The sequence below is a fragment of the Micromonospora chokoriensis genome, assembly GCF_900091505.1.
Classification (GTDB): Bacteria; Actinomycetota; Actinomycetes; order Mycobacteriales; family Micromonosporaceae; genus Micromonospora; species Micromonospora chokoriensis.
Genome location: NZ_LT607409.1, coordinates 6302674 through 6327228, shown reverse-complemented (window position 1 = coordinate 6327228; position 24555 = coordinate 6302674). Strand labels below are relative to the sequence as shown.

General features: G+C 71.4%; 26 protein-coding genes. 14 read left to right on the top strand and 12 right to left on the bottom strand.

Features of this window, described 5'->3' with window-relative positions:
• The first annotated feature begins 276 nt into the window (after positions 1-276).
• The 3 genes from GA0070612_RS28665 (at position 277) to GA0070612_RS28655 (ending at position 3749) form a co-directional block, all read left to right on the top strand.
• Positions 277-2292 carry a beta-galactosidase gene (locus tag GA0070612_RS28665; RefSeq protein WP_088990752.1) on the top strand — a complete coding sequence of 672 codons (2016 nt, stop codon included), beginning with the start codon at positions 277-279 and terminating at the stop codon, positions 2290-2292.
• Position 2293: 1 nt separating this feature from the next.
• Positions 2294-3067, top strand: a complete 774-nt coding sequence (locus GA0070612_RS28660; protein ID WP_088990751.1) for a DeoR/GlpR family DNA-binding transcription regulator — start codon at positions 2294-2296, stop codon at positions 3065-3067.
• Between the two features lie 190 nt (positions 3068-3257).
• The gene (locus tag GA0070612_RS28655; RefSeq protein ID WP_088990750.1) at positions 3258-3749 is read left to right on the top strand and encodes a hypothetical protein; all 492 of its coding nucleotides are present in this window, start codon (positions 3258-3260) and stop codon (positions 3747-3749) included.
• Positions 3750-3769: 20 nt separating this feature from the next.
• On the opposite strand, the gene GA0070612_RS28650 is transcribed toward GA0070612_RS28655, so the two are convergent.
• From GA0070612_RS28650 to GA0070612_RS28640, 3 genes are all read right to left on the bottom strand, one after another.
• Positions 3770-4291 carry a hypothetical protein gene (locus tag GA0070612_RS28650; protein WP_157742636.1) on the bottom strand — a complete coding sequence of 174 codons (522 nt, stop codon included), beginning with the start codon at positions 4289-4291 and terminating at the stop codon, positions 3770-3772.
• 23 nt (positions 4292-4314) lie between these two features.
• Positions 4315-4551 carry a hypothetical protein gene (locus GA0070612_RS28645; protein ID WP_088991832.1) on the bottom strand — a complete coding sequence of 79 codons (237 nt, stop codon included), beginning with the start codon at positions 4549-4551 and terminating at the stop codon, positions 4315-4317.
• A 98-nt stretch (positions 4552-4649) separates the two neighbouring features.
• Positions 4650-4907, bottom strand: a complete 258-nt coding sequence (locus tag GA0070612_RS28640) for a DivIVA domain-containing protein (protein ID WP_088990748.1) — start codon at positions 4905-4907, stop codon at positions 4650-4652.
• A 328-nt stretch (positions 4908-5235) separates the two neighbouring features.
• Between GA0070612_RS28640 and GA0070612_RS28635 the strand changes: the two genes are divergently transcribed.
• The 3 genes from GA0070612_RS28635 (at position 5236) to GA0070612_RS28625 (ending at position 7609) form a co-directional block, all read left to right on the top strand.
• Entirely contained in the window at positions 5236-6108 is an 873-nt protein-coding gene (locus tag GA0070612_RS28635) for a helix-turn-helix domain-containing protein (RefSeq protein ID WP_088991831.1), read from the top strand.
• Entirely contained in the window at positions 6105-6326 is a 222-nt protein-coding gene (locus tag GA0070612_RS28630) for a DUF397 domain-containing protein (RefSeq protein WP_088990747.1), read from the top strand. Before GA0070612_RS28635 ends, GA0070612_RS28630 begins: the two co-directional genes overlap by 4 nt.
• 326 nt (positions 6327-6652) lie before the next feature.
• Positions 6653-7609, top strand: coding sequence for a sporulation protein (locus tag GA0070612_RS28625; RefSeq protein ID WP_088990746.1), 957 nt, complete (start codon positions 6653-6655; stop codon positions 7607-7609).
• A 68-nt stretch (positions 7610-7677) separates the two neighbouring features.
• Here the strand turns inward: GA0070612_RS28625 and GA0070612_RS28620 are convergent, their stop codons facing one another.
• Positions 7678-7962: a hypothetical protein gene (locus GA0070612_RS28620; protein WP_408630591.1), complete on the bottom strand. Its 285-nt coding sequence runs from the start codon at positions 7960-7962 to the stop codon at positions 7678-7680.
• A gap of 271 nt (positions 7963-8233) precedes the next feature.
• Positions 8234-10276, bottom strand: a complete 2043-nt coding sequence (locus tag GA0070612_RS28615; RefSeq protein ID WP_231924374.1) for a glycerophosphodiester phosphodiesterase family protein — start codon at positions 10274-10276, stop codon at positions 8234-8236.
• 193 nt (positions 10277-10469) lie between these two features.
• Between GA0070612_RS28615 and GA0070612_RS28610 the strand changes: the two genes are divergently transcribed.
• The gene (locus tag GA0070612_RS28610; protein WP_088990743.1) at positions 10470-10889 is read left to right on the top strand and encodes a hypothetical protein; all 420 of its coding nucleotides are present in this window, start codon (positions 10470-10472) and stop codon (positions 10887-10889) included.
• Positions 10890-11022: 133 nt separating this feature from the next.
• Here GA0070612_RS28610 and GA0070612_RS28605 read toward each other — a convergent pair whose 3' ends face one another.
• Entirely contained in the window at positions 11023-13335 is a 2313-nt protein-coding gene (locus tag GA0070612_RS28605; protein ID WP_088990742.1) for a HelD family protein, read from the bottom strand.
• A 146-nt stretch (positions 13336-13481) separates the two neighbouring features.
• On the opposite strand from GA0070612_RS28605, the gene GA0070612_RS28600 reads away from it, so the two are divergent.
• Positions 13482-14117, top strand: a complete 636-nt coding sequence (locus tag GA0070612_RS28600; RefSeq protein WP_088990741.1) for an SGNH/GDSL hydrolase family protein — start codon at positions 13482-13484, stop codon at positions 14115-14117.
• Positions 14118-14176: 59 nt separating this feature from the next.
• On the opposite strand, the gene GA0070612_RS28595 is transcribed toward GA0070612_RS28600, so the two are convergent.
• Positions 14177-15340 carry a LolA family protein gene (locus GA0070612_RS28595; RefSeq protein ID WP_088990740.1) on the bottom strand — a complete coding sequence of 388 codons (1164 nt, stop codon included), beginning with the start codon at positions 15338-15340 and terminating at the stop codon, positions 14177-14179.
• 95 nt (positions 15341-15435) lie between these two features.
• Here GA0070612_RS28595 and GA0070612_RS28590 point away from each other — a divergent pair, with 95 nt between their 5' ends.
• Together GA0070612_RS28590 and GA0070612_RS28585 are read left to right on the top strand one after the other, a co-directional pair.
• Positions 15436-16092 (top strand): response regulator transcription factor, encoded by a 657-nt coding sequence (locus GA0070612_RS28590; RefSeq protein WP_088991830.1) that lies wholly within the window; start codon positions 15436-15438, stop codon positions 16090-16092.
• A 68-nt stretch (positions 16093-16160) separates the two neighbouring features.
• Entirely contained in the window at positions 16161-17579 is a 1419-nt protein-coding gene (locus GA0070612_RS28585; RefSeq protein ID WP_088991829.1) for a sensor histidine kinase, read from the top strand.
• 346 nt (positions 17580-17925) lie between these two features.
• Here the strand turns inward: GA0070612_RS28585 and GA0070612_RS28580 are convergent, their stop codons facing one another.
• Together GA0070612_RS28580 and GA0070612_RS28575 are read right to left on the bottom strand one after the other, a co-directional pair.
• Positions 17926-19503, bottom strand: a complete 1578-nt coding sequence (locus GA0070612_RS28580) for a tetratricopeptide repeat protein (RefSeq protein WP_088990739.1) — start codon at positions 19501-19503, stop codon at positions 17926-17928.
• A gap of 57 nt (positions 19504-19560) precedes the next feature.
• Positions 19561-20022 (bottom strand): MarR family winged helix-turn-helix transcriptional regulator, encoded by a 462-nt coding sequence (locus GA0070612_RS28575; protein ID WP_088991828.1) that lies wholly within the window; start codon positions 20020-20022, stop codon positions 19561-19563.
• Between the two features lie 49 nt (positions 20023-20071).
• On the opposite strand from GA0070612_RS28575, the gene GA0070612_RS28570 reads away from it, so the two are divergent.
• Both GA0070612_RS28570 and GA0070612_RS28565 read left to right on the top strand, forming a co-directional pair.
• Positions 20072-20593: a VOC family protein gene (locus tag GA0070612_RS28570; protein WP_088990738.1), complete on the top strand. Its 522-nt coding sequence runs from the start codon at positions 20072-20074 to the stop codon at positions 20591-20593.
• Between the two features lie 24 nt (positions 20594-20617).
• Entirely contained in the window at positions 20618-21499 is an 882-nt protein-coding gene (locus tag GA0070612_RS28565; protein ID WP_088990737.1) for a hypothetical protein, read from the top strand.
• A gap of 75 nt (positions 21500-21574) precedes the next feature.
• Here GA0070612_RS28565 and GA0070612_RS28560 read toward each other — a convergent pair whose 3' ends face one another.
• Positions 21575-21754 carry a DUF4236 domain-containing protein gene (locus GA0070612_RS28560; protein ID WP_088990736.1) on the bottom strand — a complete coding sequence of 60 codons (180 nt, stop codon included), beginning with the start codon at positions 21752-21754 and terminating at the stop codon, positions 21575-21577.
• Positions 21755-21785: 31 nt separating this feature from the next.
• On the opposite strand from GA0070612_RS28560, the gene GA0070612_RS31695 reads away from it, so the two are divergent.
• The gene (locus GA0070612_RS31695) at positions 21786-21968 is read left to right on the top strand and encodes a hypothetical protein (RefSeq protein WP_157742634.1); all 183 of its coding nucleotides are present in this window, start codon (positions 21786-21788) and stop codon (positions 21966-21968) included.
• A gap of 57 nt (positions 21969-22025) precedes the next feature.
• Here the strand turns inward: GA0070612_RS31695 and GA0070612_RS28555 are convergent, their stop codons facing one another.
• Both GA0070612_RS28555 and GA0070612_RS28550 read right to left on the bottom strand, forming a co-directional pair.
• Complete coding sequence (locus GA0070612_RS28555; protein ID WP_088990735.1) at positions 22026-22481, bottom strand: RrF2 family transcriptional regulator; 456 nt, start codon at positions 22479-22481, stop codon at positions 22026-22028.
• A gap of 7 nt (positions 22482-22488) precedes the next feature.
• Entirely contained in the window at positions 22489-23469 is a 981-nt protein-coding gene (locus tag GA0070612_RS28550; RefSeq protein WP_088990734.1) for a helix-turn-helix transcriptional regulator, read from the bottom strand.
• A gap of 232 nt (positions 23470-23701) precedes the next feature.
• Between GA0070612_RS28550 and GA0070612_RS28545 the strand changes: the two genes are divergently transcribed.
• Positions 23702-24478 (top strand): glucose 1-dehydrogenase, encoded by a 777-nt coding sequence (locus GA0070612_RS28545; protein WP_088991827.1) that lies wholly within the window; start codon positions 23702-23704, stop codon positions 24476-24478.
• The last annotated feature ends 77 nt before the right edge of the window (positions 24479-24555 follow it).

Genomic DNA, 24555 nt, shown 5'->3' with positions numbered 1-24555 from the left:
CCTGCGGATGAAGAGGTGCTAGTCCAAGGGTCAGCAGAGGGTGGTGACGGTGAATCCGTTGTCGTGATCACTCATCGGGATCCACCGAGAATCCACATTGGCGAACACGATCGGCCATTGGGGCATCAAGCTACCCGTCCGCAGGCCTCTGTCAAGAGGGATGTTCGCCTCTGATAACCCAGTCGTGACAAGGCTGTTACGGGGTAAACGTTGGAAAGATAGTCGATGTTGGAACCTGTTGACTTGCGTGCTTCACCCGGTGCACCCTCAGCTGTCATGCGGCGATGGCAGGGTGACGGCATCTCTTTCGGCGGCGACTACAACCCCGAGCAGTGGCCCGAGCAGACCTGGTCGGAAGACGTCGAGTTGATGCGTCGGGCCGGCGTCAACCTGGTCTCCGTCGGGATCTTCTCCTGGGCGCTGCTGGAGCCCACGCCGGGACGGTACGAGTTCGGTTGGCTGGACCGGGTGCTCGACCTGCTGCACGACGGTGGCATCCAGGTCGACCTGGCCACCGCCACCGCCAGCCCACCACCCTGGCTGGCCCGTGCCCACCCGGAGACGCTGCCCCGCCGCGCCGACGGCGCGATCCTCTGGCCGGGCGGCCGACAGGCGTACTGCCCCAGCTCGCCGGTCTTCCGGGAGCGGTCGCTGGGCCTGGTACGGGCGGTCGCCGGCCGGTACGCCGAGCACCCCGCCGTGGTGATGTGGCACGTCTCCAACGAGCTGGGCTGCCACAACGTGCACTGCTACTGCGACGTCAGCGCCGAAGCGTTCCGCGGTTGGCTGCGGGAGCGCTACGGCGACCTGGACGGGCTCAACGACGCCTGGGGCACCGCGTTCTGGAGCCAGCGCTACGGCGACTGGGCCGAGATCAACCCACCCCGCACCGCCCCGACCTTCGCCAACCCCACACAGCAGTTGGATTTCCTGCGCTTCTCCTCCGACGAGCAGCGCGCCCAGCTACGCGCCGAACGTGAGGTGTTGACGACACTGGTCCGCCAGCCGGTGACCACCAACTTCATGATCGGCCTGGCCAAGAACATGGACTACCACTCCTGGGCCGACGACGTTGACCTTGTGTCCAACGACCACTACCTGAACGCGGCCGACCCGCAGGGGCACCTCGGGCTGGCGCTCGCCGCCGACCACACCCGGGGCGTCGCCGGCGGCGCGCCCTGGTTGCTCATGGAGCACTCCACCAGCGCGGTCAACTGGCAACCGCGCAACGTGGCCAAGCTGCCCGGCCAACTGCGCCGCAACAGCCTGTCCCACGTCGCCCGCGGCGCGGACGGCGTGCTCTTCTTCCAGTGGCGTGCCTCCCGAGCCGGCGCCGAGAAGTTCCACTCCGCGCTGGTGCCGCACGCCGGGCCGGACACCAAGGTCTTCCGCGAGGTCTGTCAGCTCGGCGCGGACCTCAAGGCCCTCGCCGAGGTACGCGGCAGTCGGGTGGACGCCGACGTCGCGATCCTGTTCGACTGGGAAGCATGGTGGGGGGTCGAGCTGGATTCCCACCCCAGCGTCGACGTGACCTACGCCGACCGGCTCAACGCCCTCTACGGCTCGCTGTGGCGGGCCGGCGTGACCGCCGACATCGTGCACCCGTCGACCGACCTCAGCGGCTACCGGCTGGTCCTGGCACCGACCCTCTACCTGGTCCGGGACGCCGACGTCGAGGCCCTGCACCGCTACGTCGAGGGCGGCGGGACCGCCGCCGTCACCTACTTCAGCGGCATCGTGGACGCCAACGACCACATCCGGCTGGGCGGCTACCCCGGCGCGTTCCGGGAGCTGCTCGGCGTACGGACCGAGGAGTTCTTCCCGCTGCGCGAGGGCGAGCAGATCCGACTGGACGATGGGAGCACCGCCGACGTGTGGACCGAATGGCTGCACACCGAAGGCGCGGAGGTGCTGGCGTCGTACACCGATGGGCCCTTGCCGGGCGTGCCGGCGCTGACCCGGCACCGGGTCGGCGACGGTGCCGCCTGGTACGTCGGCACCCGGCTGGACGAGCCGGCCACCGACCGGCTGGTCGCCCGGCTCGTCGACGAGGCCGGCGTCCGACCGGCCGCGCCGGCGCCGACGGGCGTGGAGGTGGTACGCCGACGCGACGGCGACCGCACCTGGCTGTTCGTGCTCAACCACACCGACGCTGAGGCACGGCTCCCGGCGACCGGCGTCGAGTTGTTGACCGGCGCACCGTGTGCCGGTGAGCTGACGGTGCCGGCCGGTGAGGTGGCGGTCGTCCGAGAGGCCCGGGCCGATGCCTCCGCTGTGAAGGAGGTTCCCTGAGGTGCTCGCCCAGCAGCGGCAGACCGCCATCCTCGACCTGATCCGCCAACGCGGTGGTGTGCGGGTGAGTCAGCTCGTCAGCCGGTTCGGCGTGTCCGACATGACCATTCGACGCGACCTCGAGGTGCTGGCCGAGCGCGGCCTGGTGGACAAGGTGCACGGCGGCGCGACGCTCGCCGGGCCGGGTTCCGCCGAGGAGCCCGGCTTCGCGGCCAAGTCGATCCGGCAGCAGGCGGAGAAGCGGGCCATCGCCGAGCGGGCTGCGGGAATGGTGGAGCCGGGGATGGCCATCGCGCTGTCCGCCGGCACCACCACCGCCGCGCTGGCGACGTTGCTCTCCGACGTACGCGGACTGACCGTGGTGACCAATTCGATCCCGGTGGCCGACGCGCTCTACCAGAACCCGCGCGCCGATCAGACAGTCGTGTTGACCGGCGGCATCCGCACCCCGTCGGACGCGTTGACCGGCCCGGTCGCCGAGGCGGCGATCAGCGCGCTCAACGTCGACCTGCTCTTCCTCGGCGTGCACGGGCTCAGCCCGCGTACCGGGTTCACCACCCCGAACCTGCTGGAGGCCGGGGTCAACCGGTGCCTGATCGGTGCCGCCCGCCGGCTCGTGGTGCTCGCCGACCACACCAAGTGGGAAACCATCGGCATCGCCACCATCGCCCCACTGGAAGCCGCCGACGTCCTGATCACCGACGCCGGGCTGCCGGCCGAGGCCCGCACCACGATCGGCGAACAGGTCGGCGAGCTGGTCGTCGTGGAGGTCTAGACGCCGCAGCCCGGACCTTGATCGACTCGGCTTCCTGGAAACCGGGGTGTCGCGGTCGCTCGGACAGCGCGGTTTTCAGGAACCCGAGTTGACCACGCGGCCGTCCGCCCATCGTGGTGCTGATAGGCGTCCCGTAACCTCGCCCGGCATCGGGCCGGTCAGCGCGAGAGGCGTCCCCTAACCTTGGCGGGTGGACGACCAACTTCACCACCGGCTTCGGACCGAACAGGCCCGCGCCCTGCTCGACGACGCCGATCCGCACCAGGCGGTGATGCTCGCCTGCGACCTGCTGGTGGCCGGTGTCGACAGCGACGCCGTCGTGGCGCTCGCGGCCGAGTCAGCCCGGACACTGCCGGCGTACGAAGCGAACGTGCGCCTGGCGGCGGTCATCGGCGAACTCGGGCTTCCAGAGCTGGACCTGCCAACTGCGGCGACGCTGATCGCCCTCGACACCTGCGAGCGGATACTCGATCGCAGCATCTCCGCCGAGGTGGGAACCCACCGTCTCTACGTGGTGGGACACGAGGGCAGCCCAATCGACGACCTGCTCCCGGCGGTCGCGGCCCTGGCCGCGCACCTTGAAGACGACCTTGGTGGGCGGGCCGACGACGACCTGCGAGCCCGGCTCGTAGCGCTGGCCCGGACCATCGTGGACCGCCTGAGAGCTCAACACCCGGCTTGAGGCCGCGCATGAGGCGTGGCTCAGAGCATGAACAGCAGCGTCTGGCGTTCCACGTCCAGGAACACCACCCGTCCGCCAGACGACGAGAGCGTCTCGTCGTAGGCCTGGCTGTGCAGCCACCGCGGCTCGGTCGGGAGGAACGGTACGAGGCCGGGCCAGACGTTCGCAGGCGTGCGCGAGTGCAGCAGTTTGGCTGGCTCGTCGGCGGCGAACGGCACGAACTCGAACTGCTCGGCCAGCGCCCGCGCGTCCTGCGGACGCAGGACGGCGACGCCCTGGTAATCCCAGTCGGTCGGGCCGGGGACCAGGGAACACGGGTTGCCCAACGCGCGCGCCTGCCAGTGGATCTCCGAATACGCACCGATGTGCGGCAGGTCCTCCGGTGACTCCCAGCGGCTGACGCGGACCTTCGCCTCGTCGGCTTGTCGTTGTTCCTGGCATCCGCGCGTCTCGACCGCCACTGCCGTGACGCAGCCGACCACCACCAGCAGCACGGCCACCGCACCGAGCACTGCCGCGCGTCGTCGTCTCCCCGTTCTCATCGTCCACGAGGGTAGATGTCGATCTAGGGATCGTCGACAGGCGAGCAGGCGCCGTCGTGGTCGGCCTGCCAGGCGCACCGGCGGTGGGCGGGCATGACCCGGTCGCAGAACACCCAATGTCGTACGTGCTGCGCGTCCTCGGCTGAGATGGTGCTGCCGCCGACGTCGACCTGCGGCATCGAGGCCAGCGCGCGGGCAAGCGTCCGGGCCAGGTCCAGGGCCCCGGCCAGGTCGGCGACCACCACCGGCAGATGAATCACGTACCGGGGCGTCGGCTCCGCCGTTTCGGTGTACGCCTCGACGGCGAAACGTGGCAGCGGCGTGAAGAGCCCGCTGTACTGGTGCTCCCAGCCCGGGCTCATGCCTGACGCCGCTCGGACCAGGCGCTCTGCCAGTCGCGCAGCGCCCGCTTGATCCGCGCGTTCTCCTCGCTGAGCCGGGCGACATCGTGGTGCAGCGTCGCCAGTTCCAACGCGACACGGTGCAGGAACCGCCGTACCTCCCGGGGGTCGTGACCCCGGCGGCCGAAGCCGACGGTGGAGAACCGCCGGTCGCGCACCTGACTCGGGTGCAGTCGCGCCAGCCGCGTGCCGTCGTAGAGCGTGCCTCGGGTCATTCGTCACCTCGCGCGTCGTGAATCGGCGGGCGGGTCAGGGTCGCGCGGGCGCCCTTTCCCGTGATAGTTATTCGTCAAGTCGGTTCGGAGCCGGGATTGATCCCGACGCTCCAGTTGAGACCCGACGAGAGCCGGTATGCGACTGCCACTCGCAAAAGCCGTCTCTCGTCACCTTCTCGGCTGTTGGCACAGCCGCGGTTGCCGTGTTTGCACCGGGCTTTCCCGGGGGCCGGCGATCACCCTCACCCGCAGGCCACGTTTCCAGTGGCCTCGGCATTGGTGCAACGACACCAACAGATTCCTTGACGGAATACTTCGAGAGGTGGTCATGGTCGCGAACAGGGAGCCGTTCGTCCGCACACTGCGGGCTCAGTGGCTGGGCCAGCAGATGCGCGAGCTGCGCGAGAAGCGCGGCCTGACCCTCAAGTACGTCGCCCAGTATCTTGAGCGCGACTTCTCGTCGTTGGCTCGTTATGAGCGGGCCGAGTGGCCGTTCCGGCGAGATCTGGTCATCGCGTTACTCGACCTCTACGGCGTTTATGACGAGGGGGAGCGGGAGCGAATGATTCAGCTTGCTCAGGATGCCTGGCGCGTGGACCGCTGGGACAGCAGCTTCGACAAGACGATCTACGACACCTCGTTCATCGACTTCCCCTGGCTGGAGTCGAGAGCCGAACAGGTCTGCACCTACGCGTCACTGCTGATACCCGGTCTGCTTCAGACACGTGACTACGCCGAGGCGGTGATCAGAAACGCGGAGCCAAGCTCAGCCAGCGAGATGGAGATCCGGAGGTGGGTTCAGCTGCGGATCGACCGGCAGCGGCTCCTGGACGGACCTTCATCGACCAGGCTGGCCGTCATCATCGAGGAGTCGGCGTTACGGCGGCCGGTGATGAGCAGAAGCGTGATGGCCGCGCAGTTGAGCCACCTGGCGAGGTCGACAGCGCGACCAACGATCGAGATACGCGTCGTCCCACTGACACTCGGGCTGCACGCCGGGTTGGACGGGACGTTCTGGCTGTTCAAGATGCCAGCTCCGTATCCCGATGTGGCCCACGCCGAAACCCTCGGTGGGCGCCTGTTCCTCGAATCGGGCAAAGCTCTTCGGTACGTCCGCGCGTACGATCGCCTGAGGGAGGCCGCACTCAGCGTGAGCGAGTCGGCGAAGCTGATAACAGCACTCGCGGAGGAGCTGTCATGAGCGAGTCCATGCCTAACGTGGCCTGGCACGTCAGCACCAGAAGTCCGGACAATGGCGGCAATTGCGTCGAGGCGGGGCCGGTGCTGGATGGGTCCGGTCGGGTGGCGGTCCGCGACAGCAAGGATCGCGCGGCGGCCACGCTCGTCTACAGCGCCGATCGTTGGACCGCGTTCGTCGCGGGGGTGAAGAACGGCGCATTCGCCCGCACCCACCCCTGATCGACTCGGCTTCCTGGAAACCGGGGTGTCCCGGTCGCTCGGACACCGCGGTTTTCAAGAACCCGAGTTGATCACGGCGAAACCGCTCAGCCGTCGACCAATGATCGCAGACGTCACCTCGGCGTGAGCCGCGCTCGGCGATGACTCACCCCACCTCGCCGATGTGGCGGTATACCGACCGGCGGACAACGCCACATCGCCGATCCGGCGCGCGAGGCCCAGCCCCGCGCGCTTCACAGCCATCTCACAGGGGTTCTGGATAGGGTGCGCGGTGAGTGAACGTCCGACTCCATCCTGGATCGGTCGGCTGTCGCACAGGAGTTCCGATGGTCTTCAAGAAGATGTTGAGCGCGTTCGGCGTGGGCGGTCCCAGCGTGGACACCGTGCTGACCAACCCCAACACCCGGCCCGGCCTGACCCTCGACGGGCAGGTCAACCTCGTCGGTGGCGATGCCGAGGCAGCCATCGAGCAGGTGGTGATCGGCCTGGTCACCCGGGTCGAGGTCGAAGGACACGACGCCGAGTACGCGGGCACGATGGAGTTCCACCGGATGGTGGTCAGCGGCCCGTTGCAGCTGGCCCCGAAGCAGCAGCTGTCGATCCCGTTCCAGCTGCCGATTCCGTGGGAGACCCCGATCACCGACGTGTACGGGCAGCGCCTGCACGGCATGACGATGGGTCTGCGCACCGAGCTGGCCATCGCCCGCGCCGTCGACAAGGGCGACCTGGACCACGTGGCGGTGCACCCGCTGCCGGTGCACGAGCGGATCCTGGAGGCGTTCCAGCGCCTCGGTTTCCGGTTCAAGAGCGCCGACCTGGAGCGCGGTCACATCCGGGGCGTGCAGCAGACGCTGCCGTTCTACCAGGAGATCGAGTTCTTCGCCTCCCCGCAGTACGCGAACACGATCCGTGAGGTCGAGCTGACCTTCGTGACCAGCCAGTACGGCGTCGAGGTGATCCTGGAGTGCGACAAGCGCGGCGGCTTCCTCAGCGCCGGGCACGACGCGTTCGGCCGTTACCAGGTGTCGCACGCCGACGTCGACCGCGTTGACTGGGCGCAGGTCGTCGACGGTTGGCTGCGTGAGACCACGTCCCGCTACGGCAGCCTCCGCTCACAGCACGGCCACGGGTACGGCCCGGGTCACGGTCACGGCCGGGGCGGCATGGGCGTCGGTGGCATGGTGGCCGGTGCGGCCCTCGGCGTCGCGGGCGGCATGATCGCCGGCGAGATGATCGAGGACGCGTTCGAGGGCGACTTCGGCGACTTCGGCGGCGACGAGTAGTCCGTCCACACACGACGACAGTGGCCTCCGGGAGAGTCTCCCGGAGGCCACTGTGAGCTGCGGGCCGGTTAGTGCCGGGCCTTACGCTCCTCGCCGCTGCGGTGGTTGCTGCCGGCCTTGGCCAGGCCGCGGCTACCGAGGTAGCCCAACGTCAGCAGGGTGATCAGGAACCAGGCGTTGTCGGCCCGGAAGATGTCCACCCCAGCCGAGTTCTGCCCGACGACCTGCGACGCGCCCAGTACGGCGGCCACCGCGATCAGGTAGATCCAGAACTCGGTGGTCTTGAACGCCTGCTTGGTCTCCGTACCGGGTGCCTGCATGTCGTTGCGGCGCCCGTCATGCATCACCGGCATCTGCTGGGTCTGCATGTCCCGCATCGAGGCGGGGTTCTGCGGGTCGTTCATGGGCCGGTTCATCGGCCGGGTGGAAGCAGCCTGCGTGCTCATCTGGTCCTCCTCAGGATGCGATGAGTCGTACCTGCCTTCCCTCGCCCCGCTACCGCGTTTCGGCCACGGCACGGTTCGCTTTCGTGGCGGGGACAACCCCCGACTACCCGAGGCCACCGAGCAGGTAACACCGATCGCCGGCCGGAAAAATCCGGCCGGCGATCGGGTGTGCGTCGGGTCAGCGCAGGCCGTTGCGGACGGCCACGCTCACCAACAGGTCCGGGTCGTCGGTGATGATGCCGTCGACGCCGAGGTCGATGACCCGCTGCATCACCGCCGCGTCATCGACGGTGTACGGGATCACCTTCAGGTGGTCGCGCGTCTGAAGGGTCCGGACGTCCGGTCCGTGGAAGTATGCCGGGTTCTCCCGCAGGTACCAGTCGGCCGAGGCGACAGTGCCCTGCTTCGGGTCGTGCACCTGCCAGTTGGCCGACACCGTGCCGGCGCCGGCGGCCCGGGTCAGCTTGCCCAGGTCCCGGTACTTCCACCAGTCCAGTCCGCCGGTCCACGGGCTCTTCACCGACGGGTCGCCGTACGCCGCCTGCAACGAGCACTCGTCGGCGAGGGTCTTGCACTCCGCCGGCCCGTACTGCCAGACCAGCGCGACGGTGCCGATGCGGCGGTCGAGCTGGCGGGCGTAGGTGATGGTGCGCCAGTCGAACGACTGGATGGTGGCCCGGTCGGTGAAGCCGGCGCGCTGGATCGCGTCGACCAGCTTGCGGGTGAAGCTGCGGTACGGCTCGGTGTCGTCCACCACCGGGCTGATCTTCGTCTCGATGTTCATCCCGATGTCACTGCGGCCACTGGCCTTCACCAGGGCGAAGACCTCGTCCAGGGTCGGGATCCGGGCACCCGGCGCGGGCACCTGCGCGGGCAGTTCCGGCAGCGTCCTCGTGCCGCAGTCCACGGTCTTGAGCTGCGCCAGGGTCAGCTCGTGCACGGGCTTGCCCACGTACGGGAACATCCGGTCACCGCGGCGCACCGGCTTGGTGTCGACGCAGTGCGACCCGTTGACGGTGCGGTCGTGCAGCACCACGAGCTTGCCGTCGGCGGTCACGCCGGTGTCCAGTTCCAGCGTCGAGATGGCCCGGTTGGACAGCGCGTTCGCGAACGCCGGAAGGGTGTTCTCCGGTCGGGTGGCCCGACCGCCCCGGTGCGCCTGGATGTCGAACGGCGACGCGTACGCCTTCGGCAGCCGGTAGCCGCGCTGTGCCAGCAGGCCGCGTAGCCGGTCCGGGTAGTCGGTGATGATGCCGTCCACGCCGTCGTCGATGAGCTTCGCCATGGTCGGCAGGTCGTCGACGGTCCACGGGATCACCTTGATCCCGTAGCGGTGCGCCTGGGCGACCATCTCCCTGGTGACGTACGGCTGGTAGCCGGGGTCGGTCACCGTGCCGTTCTGGGGCATCCCGTGCACGGGCGAGAAGGCGCTGGCGCCGAAGCTCCGGATCGCCGTGATCGGGTCGCCGCCGAAGTCGTCGATGTCCAGACCGCCCAGCCACGGCGAGGCACCGGGCTTGCCGGTCTGCAGGAAGTCGTAGTTGGTCAGGGCGACCAGCGGCAGCTTCGGCTCGACCTGGCGCATGCGCATCAGCGCGCCCCAGTCGAAGCTCTGGACGGTGACCTGCTTGAGCAGCCCGGCGGCGCGGATCTCGGCCGCGGTGACCTGGACGAACTGCTCGCGGGGCGCGGTCTCGGTGGGCGCTCCGGCCTCGACCTTGGTCTCGACGTTGAGCTTCACGTCCTTCGCCCGGTAGCGGTTGACCAGCGCGAAGACCTCACGCAGCAGCGGCATCCGGGCGCCCGGGGCGGCGACCTGCCCCGGCTTGTCCGCGAGGGTCTTCGACCCGCAGTCCAACGTGCGCACCTGGGCGAGGGTGAGCGTGTTGATGTACTTGCCGACGTACGGGAACTCCGCGTCGCCGGCCGTCACCGGGGTGGTGTCGACACACTTGGCACCGCTGATCTTCCGGTCGTGGGTGACGACGGCCTGACCGTCCTCGGTGATCTGCACGTCCAGTTCGAGGGTGGTCACCCCGAGTTGGAGGGCGTTGCCGAAGGAGGCGAGGGTGTTCTCCACCCGCAGCCCGAGGCCGCCCCGGTGGGCCTGCACGTCGAATGTCCGGTCCGGTCGCGGCTTCGCCTGGGCGGGCACCGCGAGCCCGGTCGTCACCGTCGCGGCCACCAAGGCCGCGACGGCGGTACGGCGTACTGTGCGCACGCTGTCATCCCCTCCTGCCGGCGGGCATCTCCCACCGGTCGCCGGACAGCATGGACATCTCGGGCGGCGGGAAGGCGGCCAGTGGACGGCGTACCGGTGAACCGCCGTGGACGACCGTTGCCGGTCGGCCCGGGTTTGGTCGGCCGGTGGCCGGGCACGCAGTCGGTTCCACAGCTTCTGCGAGGTGATGGACGTGCGTGAGGACGACATGCGGCAGAACGCCGCCCGTGAGGCCGAGGACCGGATCGCCGGCGGTGTGTACGGCAAGGGCGCCCTCGACGAGGTGACAGTGCCCCGCACCGATGTGGAGAGCCAGATCCAGCGCGACGACCCACTCGATCCGGCGCGGGAACGGATCGACCCGCAGGTGTTGCGCGACGGCGGCCCGGTGGGCGGTCAGGGCGCGGTGACCACCACGGGTGGCACCGCCGGGCCGGCGAGCGTACGCCGGGTGGCCCGCCAGCCCGAGCGGCACCCGGGCACGGTGGCCCCGACGACCACCGGCGACGCCACCACCGGTGGCCTGAGTACCCCGAGGGGCGGCGGCACCAGCGACCAGTCAACCTCGGCGACCGGCCCCGCGAAGTCCATCGAAGACACATCCACCGACTAACCGCCACCCACCCACCCCACCCACCCACCCCACCCACCCACCGCCCGTGGGGTGATCATGAGGTTGACGTGGCTGTCGGAGATCACAGTCCACGTCAACCTCATGATCGACCCGTGCGTCGGGTGTCGGTGTGTCAGGTCCGGGCGGGGGGCTCCGCGGCGGGGCGGAGGATGCCCAGGCGTTGGGTGGCGCGGGTCAGGGCCACGTAGAGGTCGCTGCGGCCCCGAGGGGACTCGGCGACCATCCGGTCCGGATCGACGACCAGCACCGAGTCGAACTCCAGGCCCTTGGCCTGCGCGACGGTCAACACCACCACCCGGCTCTCCAACTCCGGATGCTCGCCGACGGCGGCCTCCGGCAGGGCGGCGGTGACGGCCGAGCCCAACTCGCCCACCCGTCCGGCCGGCACGAGCACGCCGAGCCGACCGTCGGTCAGCCCGGCGGCCTCGCGGGTGGCTTCGGCGACCAGTTCGGCCGCCAGCTGCTCGTCGGGCACCGTCCGGTCCCACGGGGGTACGCCGCTCTCGCGCACCGAGCGCGGCGGACGCAGTGCCGGGTCGATCTCGGCCAGCACGTCCGCGGCGACCGCCATGATCTCGGCCGGTGTGCGGTAGCTGACCGTCAACTCGGTCAACCGCCACCGCTGCGCGACGTACGGGGCGAGGGCGTCCGCCCAGGAGGGCGTACCGCTGAGAGCCCCGGTCTGCGCGACGTCACCGACGATCGTCATCGACCGGCTCGGGCAGCGGCGCATCAGTAGCCGCCAGGCCATCGGCGACAGCTCCTGCGCCTCGTCCACGATCACGTGCCCGAACGCCCAGGTCCGGTCGGCGGCGGCCCGCTGGGCGGTGGTGAGGCGGTCGGCCTCCTCCTGCCGCTCCAGCAGCCGGTCGGCGTCGATCAGGTCGGTCACGCCGAGGATCTCACCACCCTCGGCCTCGTCCTCGACGTCGATCGAACGGGAACCCCGGGCGATCTCCAGCACACCCTCGGCGTACTCCCGTTCCATCATGCGGATGCGGTCCCGCCGGGCGGCGGCGGCCCGTTCGTCCTCGCCGAGCAGCTCGGCGGCCTCGTCCAGCAGCGGTACGTCGGCCGGCGTCCAGCCACCCGGCTCGCGCCGCAGCAGCGCGCGCTCGTCGTCGGTCAGCATCGGCGCGGCGGCGGCGATCCGGTCCGGGTCGGCGTACAGGTCGGCGAGCAGCCGCTGCGGGGTCAGCACCGGCCACAGCCGGTCGAGCGCGGCCTGGATCTCCGGCTCCTCCCGCAGCTCCCGCCGGATCTCGGCCCGGTCCGCCTCGTCGAGGAGGTTGTCCCCGCCCAGCGGGTCGGCGCCGATCCGTTCGGCCACCTGCTCGGCGAGCGCGTGCACGATCTCCACGTCGAACAACGCACGGGCCAGGTTGTGCGGCCGGTCGGTGCGGCGCACCCGGTCCCGGGCGGTACGCACCGTCTCCGGGTCCAGGGTCAGCGTCTCCCGCTCGACCTCGATCTCCAGCGGCTCGTCCGGCACCCACTGCCGGTCCCGCACGGCCAGCGCCAGCACCTCGGCCAGCACCGCCCGGCCCTTCAGCGCGGCAGTCTCGGCCGGCTCGACGCGTTGGGCGCTCACCCCCGGAAAAAGATCACCCTGGGTACGCAGCAGCACGCCGGTCTCGGCCAGCGTCGGCAGCACCTGGGAGATGTAGCGCAGGAAGGTCGCGTTCGGGCCGAGCAGCAAAACGCCCCGGCTGGAGAGTTCCCGTCGGTGCGTGTAGAGCAGGTACGCCGCCCGGTGCAGCGCGACGGCGGTCTTGCCGGTGCCCGGCCCGCCCTGGACGACCATCACGCCGGGCAGCTCCGCGCGGATGATCTCGTCCTGTTCGACCTGGATGGTCTCGACGATGTCGCGCATCCGGCCGGTGCGACCCGCGTTGAGCGCGGCGAGCAGTGACGCCTCGCCGGTCAGTTCCTCGTGGCCACCGGGGGAGGCGGTGTCGATGTCGAGCACCTCGTCGTTGAGCCCGGTCACCTTGCGCTGCCGGGTGCGCAGGTGCCGGCGTCGACGTACGCCCTGCGGGTTGGCGGCGGTGGCGAGGTAGAACGGGCGGGCGGCGGGGGCCCGCCAGTCCATCAGCAACGGGTCGTAGTCGCCACTGGTGTCGAAAATGCCGATCCTGCCGATGTAGTGGCGGGAGTCGTCGTCACCGTCGAGGCGGCCGAAGCACAGTCCGTTCTCCACGGCGGAGAACTGTTCGACCTGATCGGCGTACATCGCTACCGAGCTGTCGCGCTGTGAGCGGTCCTGGAGCGTCCCGCCGGTGTTGCGCAGTTCGGCGGTGAGCCGGTCGGCGGCCTGCTCACGCAACCCGTCCAGCCGGTCGTAGAGCATCGAGACGTACTCCTGCTCGCGACCGATCTCGTCGTCGAGCGGCAATTCGCCGGAACCGCCGGAGTGCCTTGACAAGCCGTCTCCCTAAAGATTAGAATCCTTTGCAGGAACGGCTTTTAGCCGTTCTTTTTTGTGCCCTCGAACTGTTGAAGATAGCGCGCCCCGCCGGTTCCCACCAAGCCGCTCGGGCCGGCGCGCCGGTGATCGCGAGGTGGCGGCGGATGATCCTGCGGACCGGTCAACGGGTGGTCTTCATCGGCGACAGCATCACCGATTGTGGTCGACGCGACAACGCCGCGCCCTACGGAAGCGGCTATGTCAGCCTCGTGCGGGCCCTGGTCGACGCACGGCACCCCGAGCTGCGGCTGGAATGGGTCAACCGGGGTGTGAACGGCAACACCGTACGGGACCTGGCCGCCCGCTGGGATGACGACGCCATCGCCGAGCGCCCCGACTGGCTCGCGGTGCTGATCGGCATCAACGACATCTGGCGGCGCTACACCGACCGACCGGACCAGGCCGTCGCCATCGACGAGTACGAACGCACCCTGCGCGACCTGCTGCGTCGGGCGGTTGCCGCCACCGGCTGCCGGTTGATCCTCGGCGACCCGTTCCTCATCGAGGCCGACCGCGACGACCCGCAGCGCGCCGACACCGACCGGTACGCGGCGGTGGTGGCCAGGCTGGCCGCCGAGTTCGACGCGGTGCACGTGGCCAACCAGGCGGCGTTCGACCGGGTGCTGGCGGTGAGCCCGGCGGAGCGTTGGGCCGACGACCGCGTACACCCGCACCTGCCCGGTCACGCGGTCCTCGCCGACGCCTACCTCGACGCCCTCGGTGCGACCACCGCCTCCTGACGCCGGGCAGCGAAACGCCGGGCCGACCGTCAGGTCGACCCGGCGTTGACACCGCAGGATCAGCCGCGGGCGGCCTCGTACAGCCGCTCCGGAGTGACGGCGCCGGCGAGCACCCGGCCGTCGTCGGTGAGCAGCACGCTGAACAGCTTGCTGGTGAGGAGCCGGCCGCTGCCCCAGTCCCCGTTGACGGCCGTCAGCCCGCCGAGGAACGTCGACACGTCGACGTCCGGCACCGAGCCGGCGGCCGGTGCCGCCGGCTTCGCCGGGGCCTTCCCACCCGCGAGCGGCCCGTCGAGGCGGGCGACCAGCACCGTCGTCCAGCCGGAGCCCACCGCGCGGACCTTCGGGTCGCCCGCCGGGTCGGCGTGACCGGGCTTACCGGCCGTCGGCGGTACGGCGTGACCGGGCTTACCGGCCGTCGGCGCCTCGGCCTTCTCCTCGGTGACCGTCACGCCGGGCGGCGGGTTGAAGGTGAACTGGTCGGCGTCCGGGCGGCGGTAGTCGACCTGGGTGAAGGCCACCTCGAACGCGGGCCGGTCACTGCCCTTCGCGAGCACCTCGAAGCGCAGCGGCACGTGCCGCTCGGCATCGATGGCGATCCGCAACTGGTGCACCAGTGACGCCCGGTCGCGCGGTTGGAGCACCAGCTCGTACGCGTCCTGCCCGGCGACGGTGGCCGACCGGCCGACGCTGACCTCGGTGCTCGGGTCGACCGCTCCCAACGCCAGGTCGGCGGCCTGCTGCGGGGTGGCCGGGAGGTTGGCTGCCGCCTCGGGAGCCGGTTTCCCGGCTCCGAGATCTCCGCTGAGGGTGCGGTGGGTGGCGGTGTTGGTGCGGCTCTGCCAGGTCCACAGGTCCCGGCCGTTGCGGATCACGTCCTGTTCGCCCAGGGTGTCCACCAGCGCGACCCGCTGCTGGTCCGGGCCGGAATACCAGACCCGCAGGGTGTGCGTGCCGGTCAGCATGGTGGTCAGCTCGTTGCCGGGGACCAGACCGACCAGCGGCGGCAGGCCCAGGTCGGCGCGCTGCACGACGGTCCCGGACAACCCCTCCAGCCGGGACGTCTGCAGGTCGACCAGGAGTTGGGCCGCGGTGCGCGGTGGCAGGCTCGGCTCGGCCTCGGCGGCGAACGTGCCGACCGCAGCGCCACCGCCGATGACGGCGACGGCCGCGGTGGCGGGGACCAGCCAACGAAGGACGGGACGGCTCTTCAGGACGGACATGGTGACACCTCCTGCGTACATCGTGCCCTCCCGGTCCTGTGAGCGTGCTGAGGAAGCCGGACCGTCACGATTGACCCGGGTGGCACTCTTGGGTGGTGCGCGTGCTGGTGGTGGAGGACGAGGCCCGGTTGGCGGCCGCCCTGCAACGTGGCCTGCAGGCCGAGGGGTTCGCGGTGGACGTGGCGGGGACCGGCCCGGCCGGCCTGGACGCGGCCCGGCACGGCGGTTACGACGCGATGATCCTCGACGTGATGTTGCCCGGCCTCTCCGGCTACGAGCTGGTCCGACGGCTGCGGGCGGAGCAGCACTGGCTGCCGGTGCTGATGCTCTCCGCCAAGGACGGCGAGTACGACCAGGCCGACGGCCTCGACTGCGGCGCCGACGACTACCTGATTAAACCCTTCTCGTACGTGGTGCTGCTGGCCCGGCTGCGGGCGCTGCTGCGTCGGGGCGCGCCGGAACGTCCGACCGTGCTGGCCGTCGGTGACCTGCGACTGGACCCGGCCCGTCGACAGGTGACCCGGGCCGACGCCGAGGTGGTCTTGACCGGGCGGGAGTTCGCGCTGCTGGACTACCTGATGCGCCGACCCGGCCAGGTCGTCTCCAAGACCGAGTTGCTCGACCACGTCTGGGACGCGAGCGTGGAGACCGCGCCGAACGCCGTCGAGGTGTACATCGGCTACCTGCGTCGCAAGCTCGGCCGCGACCGGCTGGAGACGATCCGGGGCGCCGGCTACCGGCTGGCGACGTGAGCAGCCCGGCGGATGGCCACCGGGCGGGGAACCGCTGGATGCCGGTGCTCGGTCTGCGGGGCCGGCTCATGGCGATCGGAGTGCTCGGCCTCACGGTCGGGCTCGCCCTGGGCGGGGTGGTGCTGCTCGGCGCGCTCGGGTTCGTGCTCCAGCGAACTGTCGACACCGAGGCGTTCCGGACCGCCGACGCGGTCGCCCTGCTCGCCGCCGAGGACGCGTTACCCGATCCGCTGCCGGTGGCCGGCGGCCAGGTGCGTGTCCAGGTCGTCGACGCGCAGGGGCGGATCAGGGCCGCCTCGATCGACGCCGACCGGCTGGTGCCGATGGTCCGCCCGGAGCGGCTGGACCACGACCGTCGGCAGCGACTGGAGGTGCCGGCGGAGCGGGTCGGACTGGCCGGCCCGGTCCGGGTGGTCGCCGTACCCGTGGGCACCGCGGCGGACCCGCTCACCGTGCTGGTCGCCCGTTCGATGGCCGACGTGCGGCACAGCACGCACGTGGTCCGGGCCATCCTGTTGGTGGCGTTCCCGCTGCTGGTGGCGGTGCTGGCCGCGGTGGCCTGGCGGGTGGTCGGCGCGACCCTGCGGCCGGTCGAGGCGCTGCGCCGAGGCGCGGAGGAGATCACCGGACGGGCCGGCGCCGGCCGGTTGCCGGTGCCCGCCTCCGCCGACGAGATCCACCGGTTGGCGGTCACCCTCAACGGCATGCTGGACCGGCTGGAATCCGCCCGGATCCGTCAGCGGGCATTCGTCTCCGACGCCGCACACGAGTTGCGCAGCCCGTTGACCAACATCCGGACCGAGTTGGAGGTGGCCGAGCGCCTCGCCGACCGGACGGACTGGACGGCGGTGACCGCCAACCTGCTCGCCGACACCGACCGGTTGAGCCGGCTGGTGGACGACCTCCTGCTGCTGGCCCGCCTGGACGAAACTCCACCGAGCCGAGGGGTCGGTCCGGTGGAGTTGGGCGCCCTGCTGGCCGAGGTCGCCGCCCGCTACCCGTCGCCACCGGTCCGGGTGGAGTCGCCCGCCGGACCGCTGTGGACGACCGGCAACGGCGAAGAGTTGCGACGTGTGCTGGCCAACCTGGTCGACAACGCGGTCCGGCACGCGGACAGCGCTGTCGTGCTCGCGACCGAGGCGACGTCGACGGCGGGGCCGACGTCGACGGCGGGGCCGGCGGGGCCGGCGGTCGGGCCGGGTGTCGGGGCGTACCACCTGGTGACGGTGACCGACGACGGCCCGGGGATCCCGGTCGCGGACCGGGAGCGGGTCTTCGATCGGTTCACCCGCCTGGACGACGGGCGGGCCCGTGACGACGGGGGCGCCGGCCTGGGGTTGGCCATCGTCCGGGAGTTGGTGCGGCGTGCGGGCGGCAGCATCGCCCTGACCGACGGGCCCGAGCCGCGCGGGCTGCGGGTGCGCCTGCTGCTGCCGGCGGTGGCCGCCACCGAGGACAGCCGTGGGCCACATCCGAACGGGCCGTGACGGCATCGACAGTCCGTGACGCCGACGGACCCCCCACCCACCCCATGGCCGCCCTTTGCTGTGCACCCGCGGATGCGACAGCTACACAGTGCGATGCTCGCCGTGCGTGTGCCGCAACGCCTGCCGCGACATGTCGCCTGTTCAATCGCAGTGGTGCTTATAGGTAAGCACAGCAAAGGCGGGTTGAGAGACGTGGTGGGGTGCGCTGGATGTGGCGGCGTGTGACGGTACGGTCGTCGGCGCATGCGTCACGCTGAGTGAGGCCGACAGGGCGCGACTGGCAGGGCGTCGCTGGCCGGGTCGGGCGGTGAGGGCGCGCCTAGCGGGTCGGGCGGTGAGCGGCGGGTCAGCGGCGGCGGGTGCAGACCTGCTCGGAGCTCGCGACGGTGTCGGTGGACCAGACGACCGCCACGGTGAAGCAGTAGTCGTTGGTGCGGTTGAGCGCGTAGATCACGTAGTTGGTGGTGCCGGCGGGCAGGGTCGCGAAGACGTTGCGGTCCTGGCCCGTGCGGCCACCAGCGATGACCACCGGGCCCTCGCTGCCGGCGGGGTACGTCCAGTTGAGGACGATGCTGTCCCGACTGTCGCGCAACGTCACCGTGCCGGGTGGACTGCCGATCGGTGCCGCGGCGGCACCTGAGGTGGGCGGGGTGGCGGTCGGGGCGGGTGCGGTGCTGGCCGGTGGAGCGGCGGTGGGGGAGCCGGTGACCGGCGGCGGGGTCGGCTCGTCGTCGCCGCCGACCCGGGCCACCCCGGCGATCACCGCGGCTGCGCCGAGCAGCACCACGACCACGCCGGCCACCAACACCGGCACCAGCCGGTTGCGCTGCGTCGGCGGCGCGCGGTGCACCGGCACCGGCAGCAGCCGGGACGGGGTGTACGGCTCCAGTGGCGCGTACGGGTCGGCCGGCGCGGGCGGTCGGCGCAGCCGGTACACACCGGACTGCTCCTCGGTGCCGCCCGCCAGCCCGACCACCGACGGGGGCACCGGGGCATCCGTGGGGTACGGCGTGGACTCGCTCGCCGTCTCCGGCGGCCACCCCGCCGCCCCGACGGGTTCGTCGGCCGGCGCTCGGGGATTCGGCACCGCCCCGCCGGCCGTCGTCGTCGTCGCGGCGTGGTGTGGGGGAGGCGTTGGCGGATGGCCGGCCTCGGCCGGGCCGTCGTCCTGCTGTGGGACGCGGGCGGCCGGCACGACCGGAGTGTCCCGGGCGGTCGGGGGGTTGTCGGTGCACACGTGGTCGGGGTTGGCCGCCGCCCGGGCCAGGGCCGCCACCTGCGCCGCCAGCGGGTCGCCGGCCGGCAGATGCTGCCGGCACAGCTCGCGGGCCAGCGCCAGATTGTCGTGGGCCTCGGTGAACTGCCCGCAGTCACGCTGCATCGCCCCGAGCCGCGCCAGCATCTTGATGCCGCTGGGGTGACCGTCGCCGTACACCTCGCGGTGCAGTTCCCAGGCGTCCTGGAGCCGGTCACGGGCCACCGTGCACTGGCCCCGCGCGTACTCCACGGTGGCCAGGTCGGCGTGCGCGGCGAGCACCCGCAGGGATTCGGGGCCGTCCTGCGCGGTCAGCTCGATGATGACTTCCTGGTAGAGCCGGGCGGCTCGGGAGTGGCTGCCGACCCGGTGCAGCACGGCCGCCAGGGTCGCCGCAGCGGCCACCGTGCGCGGGTCGGAGCGGCCGTGCAGGCGGGTCGTGGCCGCGTACGCGAAGGCGGCCCAGCCCCGGGCGGAGTGCGGCTCACCGAGGGCGACCAACACCCGCGCCTGGAGGCTCGCGGCCTCGGCCAGCTCCGTGGTGGCGTTGGCCGGGCGGGGGTCGGCGTCGGTGAGCGCGTCGGACAGAAGCTGCTGCGCGCCGGCCAGATCGCCGGCCGACACGAGGTCGTGCGCTTGATCAGTCAGTTCACCGAAGCCGGAAGACACGCCCCATCGTGCTCATCCGACGACGGTAAGTACAAGACCCGCGCCGGTGTCGATTGGTCAGGATCCGGTCAGGTGCTCGGCCAATGCCTCGCTGATCCGCCGCAGCTGGTCCACCTGGGCGGGGCTCAACGCGTCGAACAGGTGTCGGCGTACCCCCTCGACGTGGCCGGGGGCGGCGGCCGCGAGGGTGGCGAAACCCTCGTCGGTGAGCAGCGCGATCTGCCCGCGCCGGTCGGTGGGGCAGTCCTCCCGGCGCACCCAGCCGGCGGTCTCCAGTCGGGCGACGGCGTGCGAGAGCCGACTGCGTGACGACCCGGCGGCCTGGGCCAGCTCGCTCATCCGTAGTTGCCGACCGGGCGCTTCGGAGAGGCGGACCAGGATCTCGTAGTAGGCGTGCGGCATGCCCGCGTCGCGTTGCAGCTCGCGGTCGAGAGTGTCCATCAGCGCCCGCGTCGCGGTGAGGTACGCGCGCCACGTGCGCTGCTCGTCGGGGTCCAGCCAGCGCGTCATGACCGCCATCATACCCCAGATAGTTGAACGCTCAACAAAATCGCGCTAGCATCGGGTCATGGGTATTCACCGGCTCAACCACGCGGTCCTCTACGTCAGTGACCTCGCCCGCAGCGTCGCGTTCTACAGCGACGTGCTGGGCTTCCGCCCGGTGGCGATGACCCCGGACGGCTTCCGCGGCGCCACCTTCCTCCAGGCGCCCGACTCCACCAACGACCACGACCTCGGCCTGTTCGAGATCGGGGCCGGCGCCGGGCGGTCCACCGCCGGCCGGTCCACCGTCGGCCTCTACCACCTCGCCTGGGAGGTGGACACGCTCGACGAGCTGGCCGCCACCGCCGAGCGGCTCGCCGCCGCCGGCGCACTGGTCGGCACCTCCGACCACGGCACCACCAAGAGTCTCTACGGCAAGGACCCGGACGGTCTGGAGTTCGAGATCGTCTGGCTGATCCCCGCCGACCTGCTCGACGACAGCGCCCTCGCTGCCCGCAAGCAGATCACCCGGCTCGACCTGGACGCCGAGCGGCAGCGCTACGGCGGGCAGACCAAGGGTGGGGTGGGGATCTCTGTCCCCGCGTGATCGGTCGTGAGGTAGAACGGACCGATGTCGACCGACCGCACCACTGACTTCCTCCGCAAGCTGCTGGTCCGCCAGCTGACGACCTGGCTGCCCGCGGCCCTGCACCGCTCCCGGCGGGCGACCGTCGCGATCGCGGGCACGGACGCGGGCAGCGCGGAGGCGGCGCTGCGGCTGGTCGCCGCGCACGCTGGCCAGGTGCGCGGCCGGCAGGTGACGGTGCTGGTGCTGGCCGACAGCGCGGAGTTGCCGGCCCGACTCGGCCCGATCGAGGCCGAGCTGCCCGCCGAGGTCACCGTGCACCTGCTCTCCGGTGACCCGTACCGGCTTCCGGTCGCGGTGAAGGCCGCCGGCGCGGCCGGCGCCCCGCTGTTCTCCTTCGTGGACCTGCCCGGCTCGGTGACGCCGAAGCTCCTCGCCGCCGCGGCCAACGGTCGCGCCGGAGAGCTGTTGCTGCACACCGGTGACAGTGCGCGCGACGCGCTCGTCTCCGCCGGCTTCCCCCTGGTCGCCGAGGTGGCGCCGGTGCTGCCGGACGGCGAAGCCGCTGGTGTGATCGCGTTCGGCAGCCGCTCCGACCGGAGTCTGGAGGCCGTCCGCGACGCGCTCTGGGCGGTCGGTGCGGATCTCGACCTGCGCTACCGCGACCCGCAGGACCCGATGGGCGTCACTGTCGACGTGGTCGGCGATCCCGACCCCGAACCGCTGGCCCACGAGTTGCTGGCCGAGCTGCGCCGGGGCGGTTCGCGGCCGGTCACCGAGCTGCGCCGGCACACGCTCACCGCCACCGTCTACCGTGCCGCCGACGCCAACCGGGCACTGGCCGACCTGCTCGACGCGGGCGACGTACGCCGTGAACGCGAGGCGGGCAGGCTGGCCGGCGACGAGATCATCGCGCTGACGCGCTGAGTGCGACGTCGGCCCCGTCCAGACGCCGAGCGGGGTGCCGGTGAATCACCGGCACCCCGCTCGACTCCCGGGATGCTACGACCGGGCCTTGTCCTGCTTCCACGACAGCGGACCCGGCAGGTCGACCCGGTGCGCCCGCGCCTTCGAGTTCCAGGACCAGCGCCCGATCTTGATGCTCCACGAGGAGAAGCCGTTCTCGGTGAAGTTCAGGATGATCGGTCCGTACTTCTTGCGCTTGCGAAACATGAGGCCCATCGGAGGTCTCCCCTCGTCACCGTTCCCTGCCGTGTCGAGATCGAACATTCCCGGACCGGCCACTTTTGAAACCCCTTCGCTGTCCGCCCTGGACAGTCGTCACGAGGTGCTGCTCCTACTCAACCTGGGGCGCCCCGGCCCCGGCGCGGAGCGCGCACGGCTGCCCCGGCTGGACGCCGGTGAGGTGATCCGCACCCACGAGGGCGTCGGCTGAGCGAGCAACGGCGAGGTCCCCGAGCCGGCCGCGCCCGGGGTGACCAACTCGGTGGCGTCAGCGCGGTTCCCAGGCGTCGGGCATCGCGGTGAGCCTGCGGACGTGGGCGGGCAGTCGACCACTGACGATCTCGGCGAGGCTCACCTCGTCGACGACCCGCCGCACGGCGGCGCGCACCGCCACCCACAGGCCGGGCAGATTCTCCGCCGAGCCCTCGTAGCGGGTCTCCTCGGGGCGCAGCCCGCGTACCCCGGCCAGCGGCCCCTCCACCGCGCGCAGCACCGCGCCGACGGTCACCTCACGCGGCGGACGGGCCAGGGTGTAGCCGCCCTCGGCGCCGCGCTGGGCACGCACGATGCCGGCCCGGCGCAGGTCCGCCAGGACCGCCTCCAGGAACTTGCGGGGCATGTCCTGCTCCGCCGCGATGGCCTGGGTGGACAGCAGCGAAGGGTACGCGGTGGCGAGGCTCAGCGCTGCCCGTACCGCGTAGTCGCCGCGCGCGGAGATCTGCACAGTGCCATCATGCCCGGCCGGTGTCGCCCGTCGGTGCGCCGGGCGACCCGCGTCGCGTGGCGTGGCCGCCGTCGGTCGTGTCGACGGCGCGGAACCTGCCGCCGTTGACGCCGGTGGGCTCGGCCGGAGGCCGGGGCCGGACCACCCGGGCGGCGGGTTGATCCCGGGCGGCGCGGAACGCGCCGGGGCTGACCCCGACCTCACGGGTGAAGAAGCGGCCGAAGTTCGTGGGCTCGGAGAAGCCGAGGTGCCGACCGATCTGGGCGATCGGCTGGTCGGTCGCGGCGAGGAGCCGGCCGGCCTGCAACGCGACCCGCTCGTCGATGACCTGCTTGGCGCTGCGACCGGTGACGGCCAGGCACGCCCGGGTCAGGGTCCGCACGGAACAGCGGAGGCTGGAGGCGTAGTCCTCCACCCGTCGGGTGTGCGGGTAGCCGTGCTCCACCTCCCGGCGGAACCTGTGGAACGTCTCGTCCTCGGGTCGGGGCGTCGACCGGTCGGCGTTCGCCAGGGTCAGCCGCAGCAGCAGCACGGCCAGTTGGTGACGGAGCAGCGCGCGGGCGGTGAGGCTGTCGGGGTGCCGCCGGCAGTCCACCGCCAGCTGGCTCACCTCGCTGATCACCGCGTCCTCGTCCTCACCGGCCAACTGCCGCCAGGTCACCGGTGTGTCCAGTTCCACGCCGAAACCGCGCAGCGCCTCGGGTTCCCAGGCGACCACTGTGGCGTCGAACTGCCGGCCGGCGCAGCGCAGCACCTGGCCGGCGTGGACCCGCAGCAACGTGCCGGGCCGACAGGGAAGCAGGTGGAAGTCGAGTTCGGCGTCGCCGTGACCGCGCGTGGTGAGGATCAGCAGTTCCCGTTCGACGATCACCGGTCGACGCCAGCCCGGGGAACCGGAGAGGTCGGCCAGCGCGAACGTGGCAATCTCGTCGGGCACGGGTGACGCCGCTCCGATCGATGACGCGGGGGCAGGATCGGTGGAGACCATCGCCTGCGACGGTAGCCCGAACCGCAGGTCATCGCATCCCGGTCGGTCTGCGGGCCGCAGTCGGCGCGTCGACGTGGGCTTGTCGTGATCCCGCGACCGGGCTACGTTACCCGGCGGTAGCGCTTGTTCGGTCCCGCGGTCCGACCGGCGCTCCGTCGGCCACCCGGACCGGCCGACCCACCGTCGGCCGACGGACCGGCCGGCGGCCCCGCCGACACGCGATGGGATGGGCATGACGCAACTGTTCTCGGTCGAAGGCAAGACGGTCCTGGTCACCGGCGGGTCGCGGGGGATCGGCCTGATGATCGCCCAGGGCTTCGTGCGCGCCGGCGCGCACGTCGTCATCTCGTCCCGCAAGGCCGACGTGTGTCAGGCGGTCGCCGAAAAACTCTCCGCCGAGGGGCGCTGCGAGGCCATCCCCGCCGACCTGAGCGACGACACCGGCGCCGAGACGCTCGCCGCCGCCGTGCGCGAACGCTTCGACCGACTCGACGTGCTGGTCAACAACGCCGGCGCCACATGGGGCGCGCCGCTGGAGAACTACCCGGAGGCCGCGTTCGACAAGCTGTGGGCGGTCAACGTCAAGGCCGTCTTCCGGCTCACCACCGCGCTGCTGCCGGCGCTCCGCGCCGCCGCGAACGCCGACGACCCGGCCCGCGTGATCAACATCGGGTCGATCGACGGCATCCGGGTGCCGTGGATGGAGGTGTACGCGTACTCGGCCACCAAGGCCGCCGTGCACATGCTCACCCGTAGCCTGGCCCACCACCTGGCCGGCGAGCAGATCACCGTCAACGCCATCGCGCCCGGCCCGTTCGAGAGCAAGATGATGGCGTTCGCGCTCGACGACCCGGCGAGCCGGGCCGCCATCGAGCAGCAGGTGCCGCTGGGCCGCATCGGTCGCCCCGAGGACATGGCCGGCACCGCCATCTACCTCGCCTCACGCGCCGGCGCGTACCTCACCGGGGCGGTCATTCCCGTCGACGGAGGCATCACCACGCACGGCTGAGCACCGGCCGACCCGGGTGAGCGTGTCCGCGTAGTACCGCCAGGGCCGCGCGGACTCGGCAGATCCGCGCGGCCCTG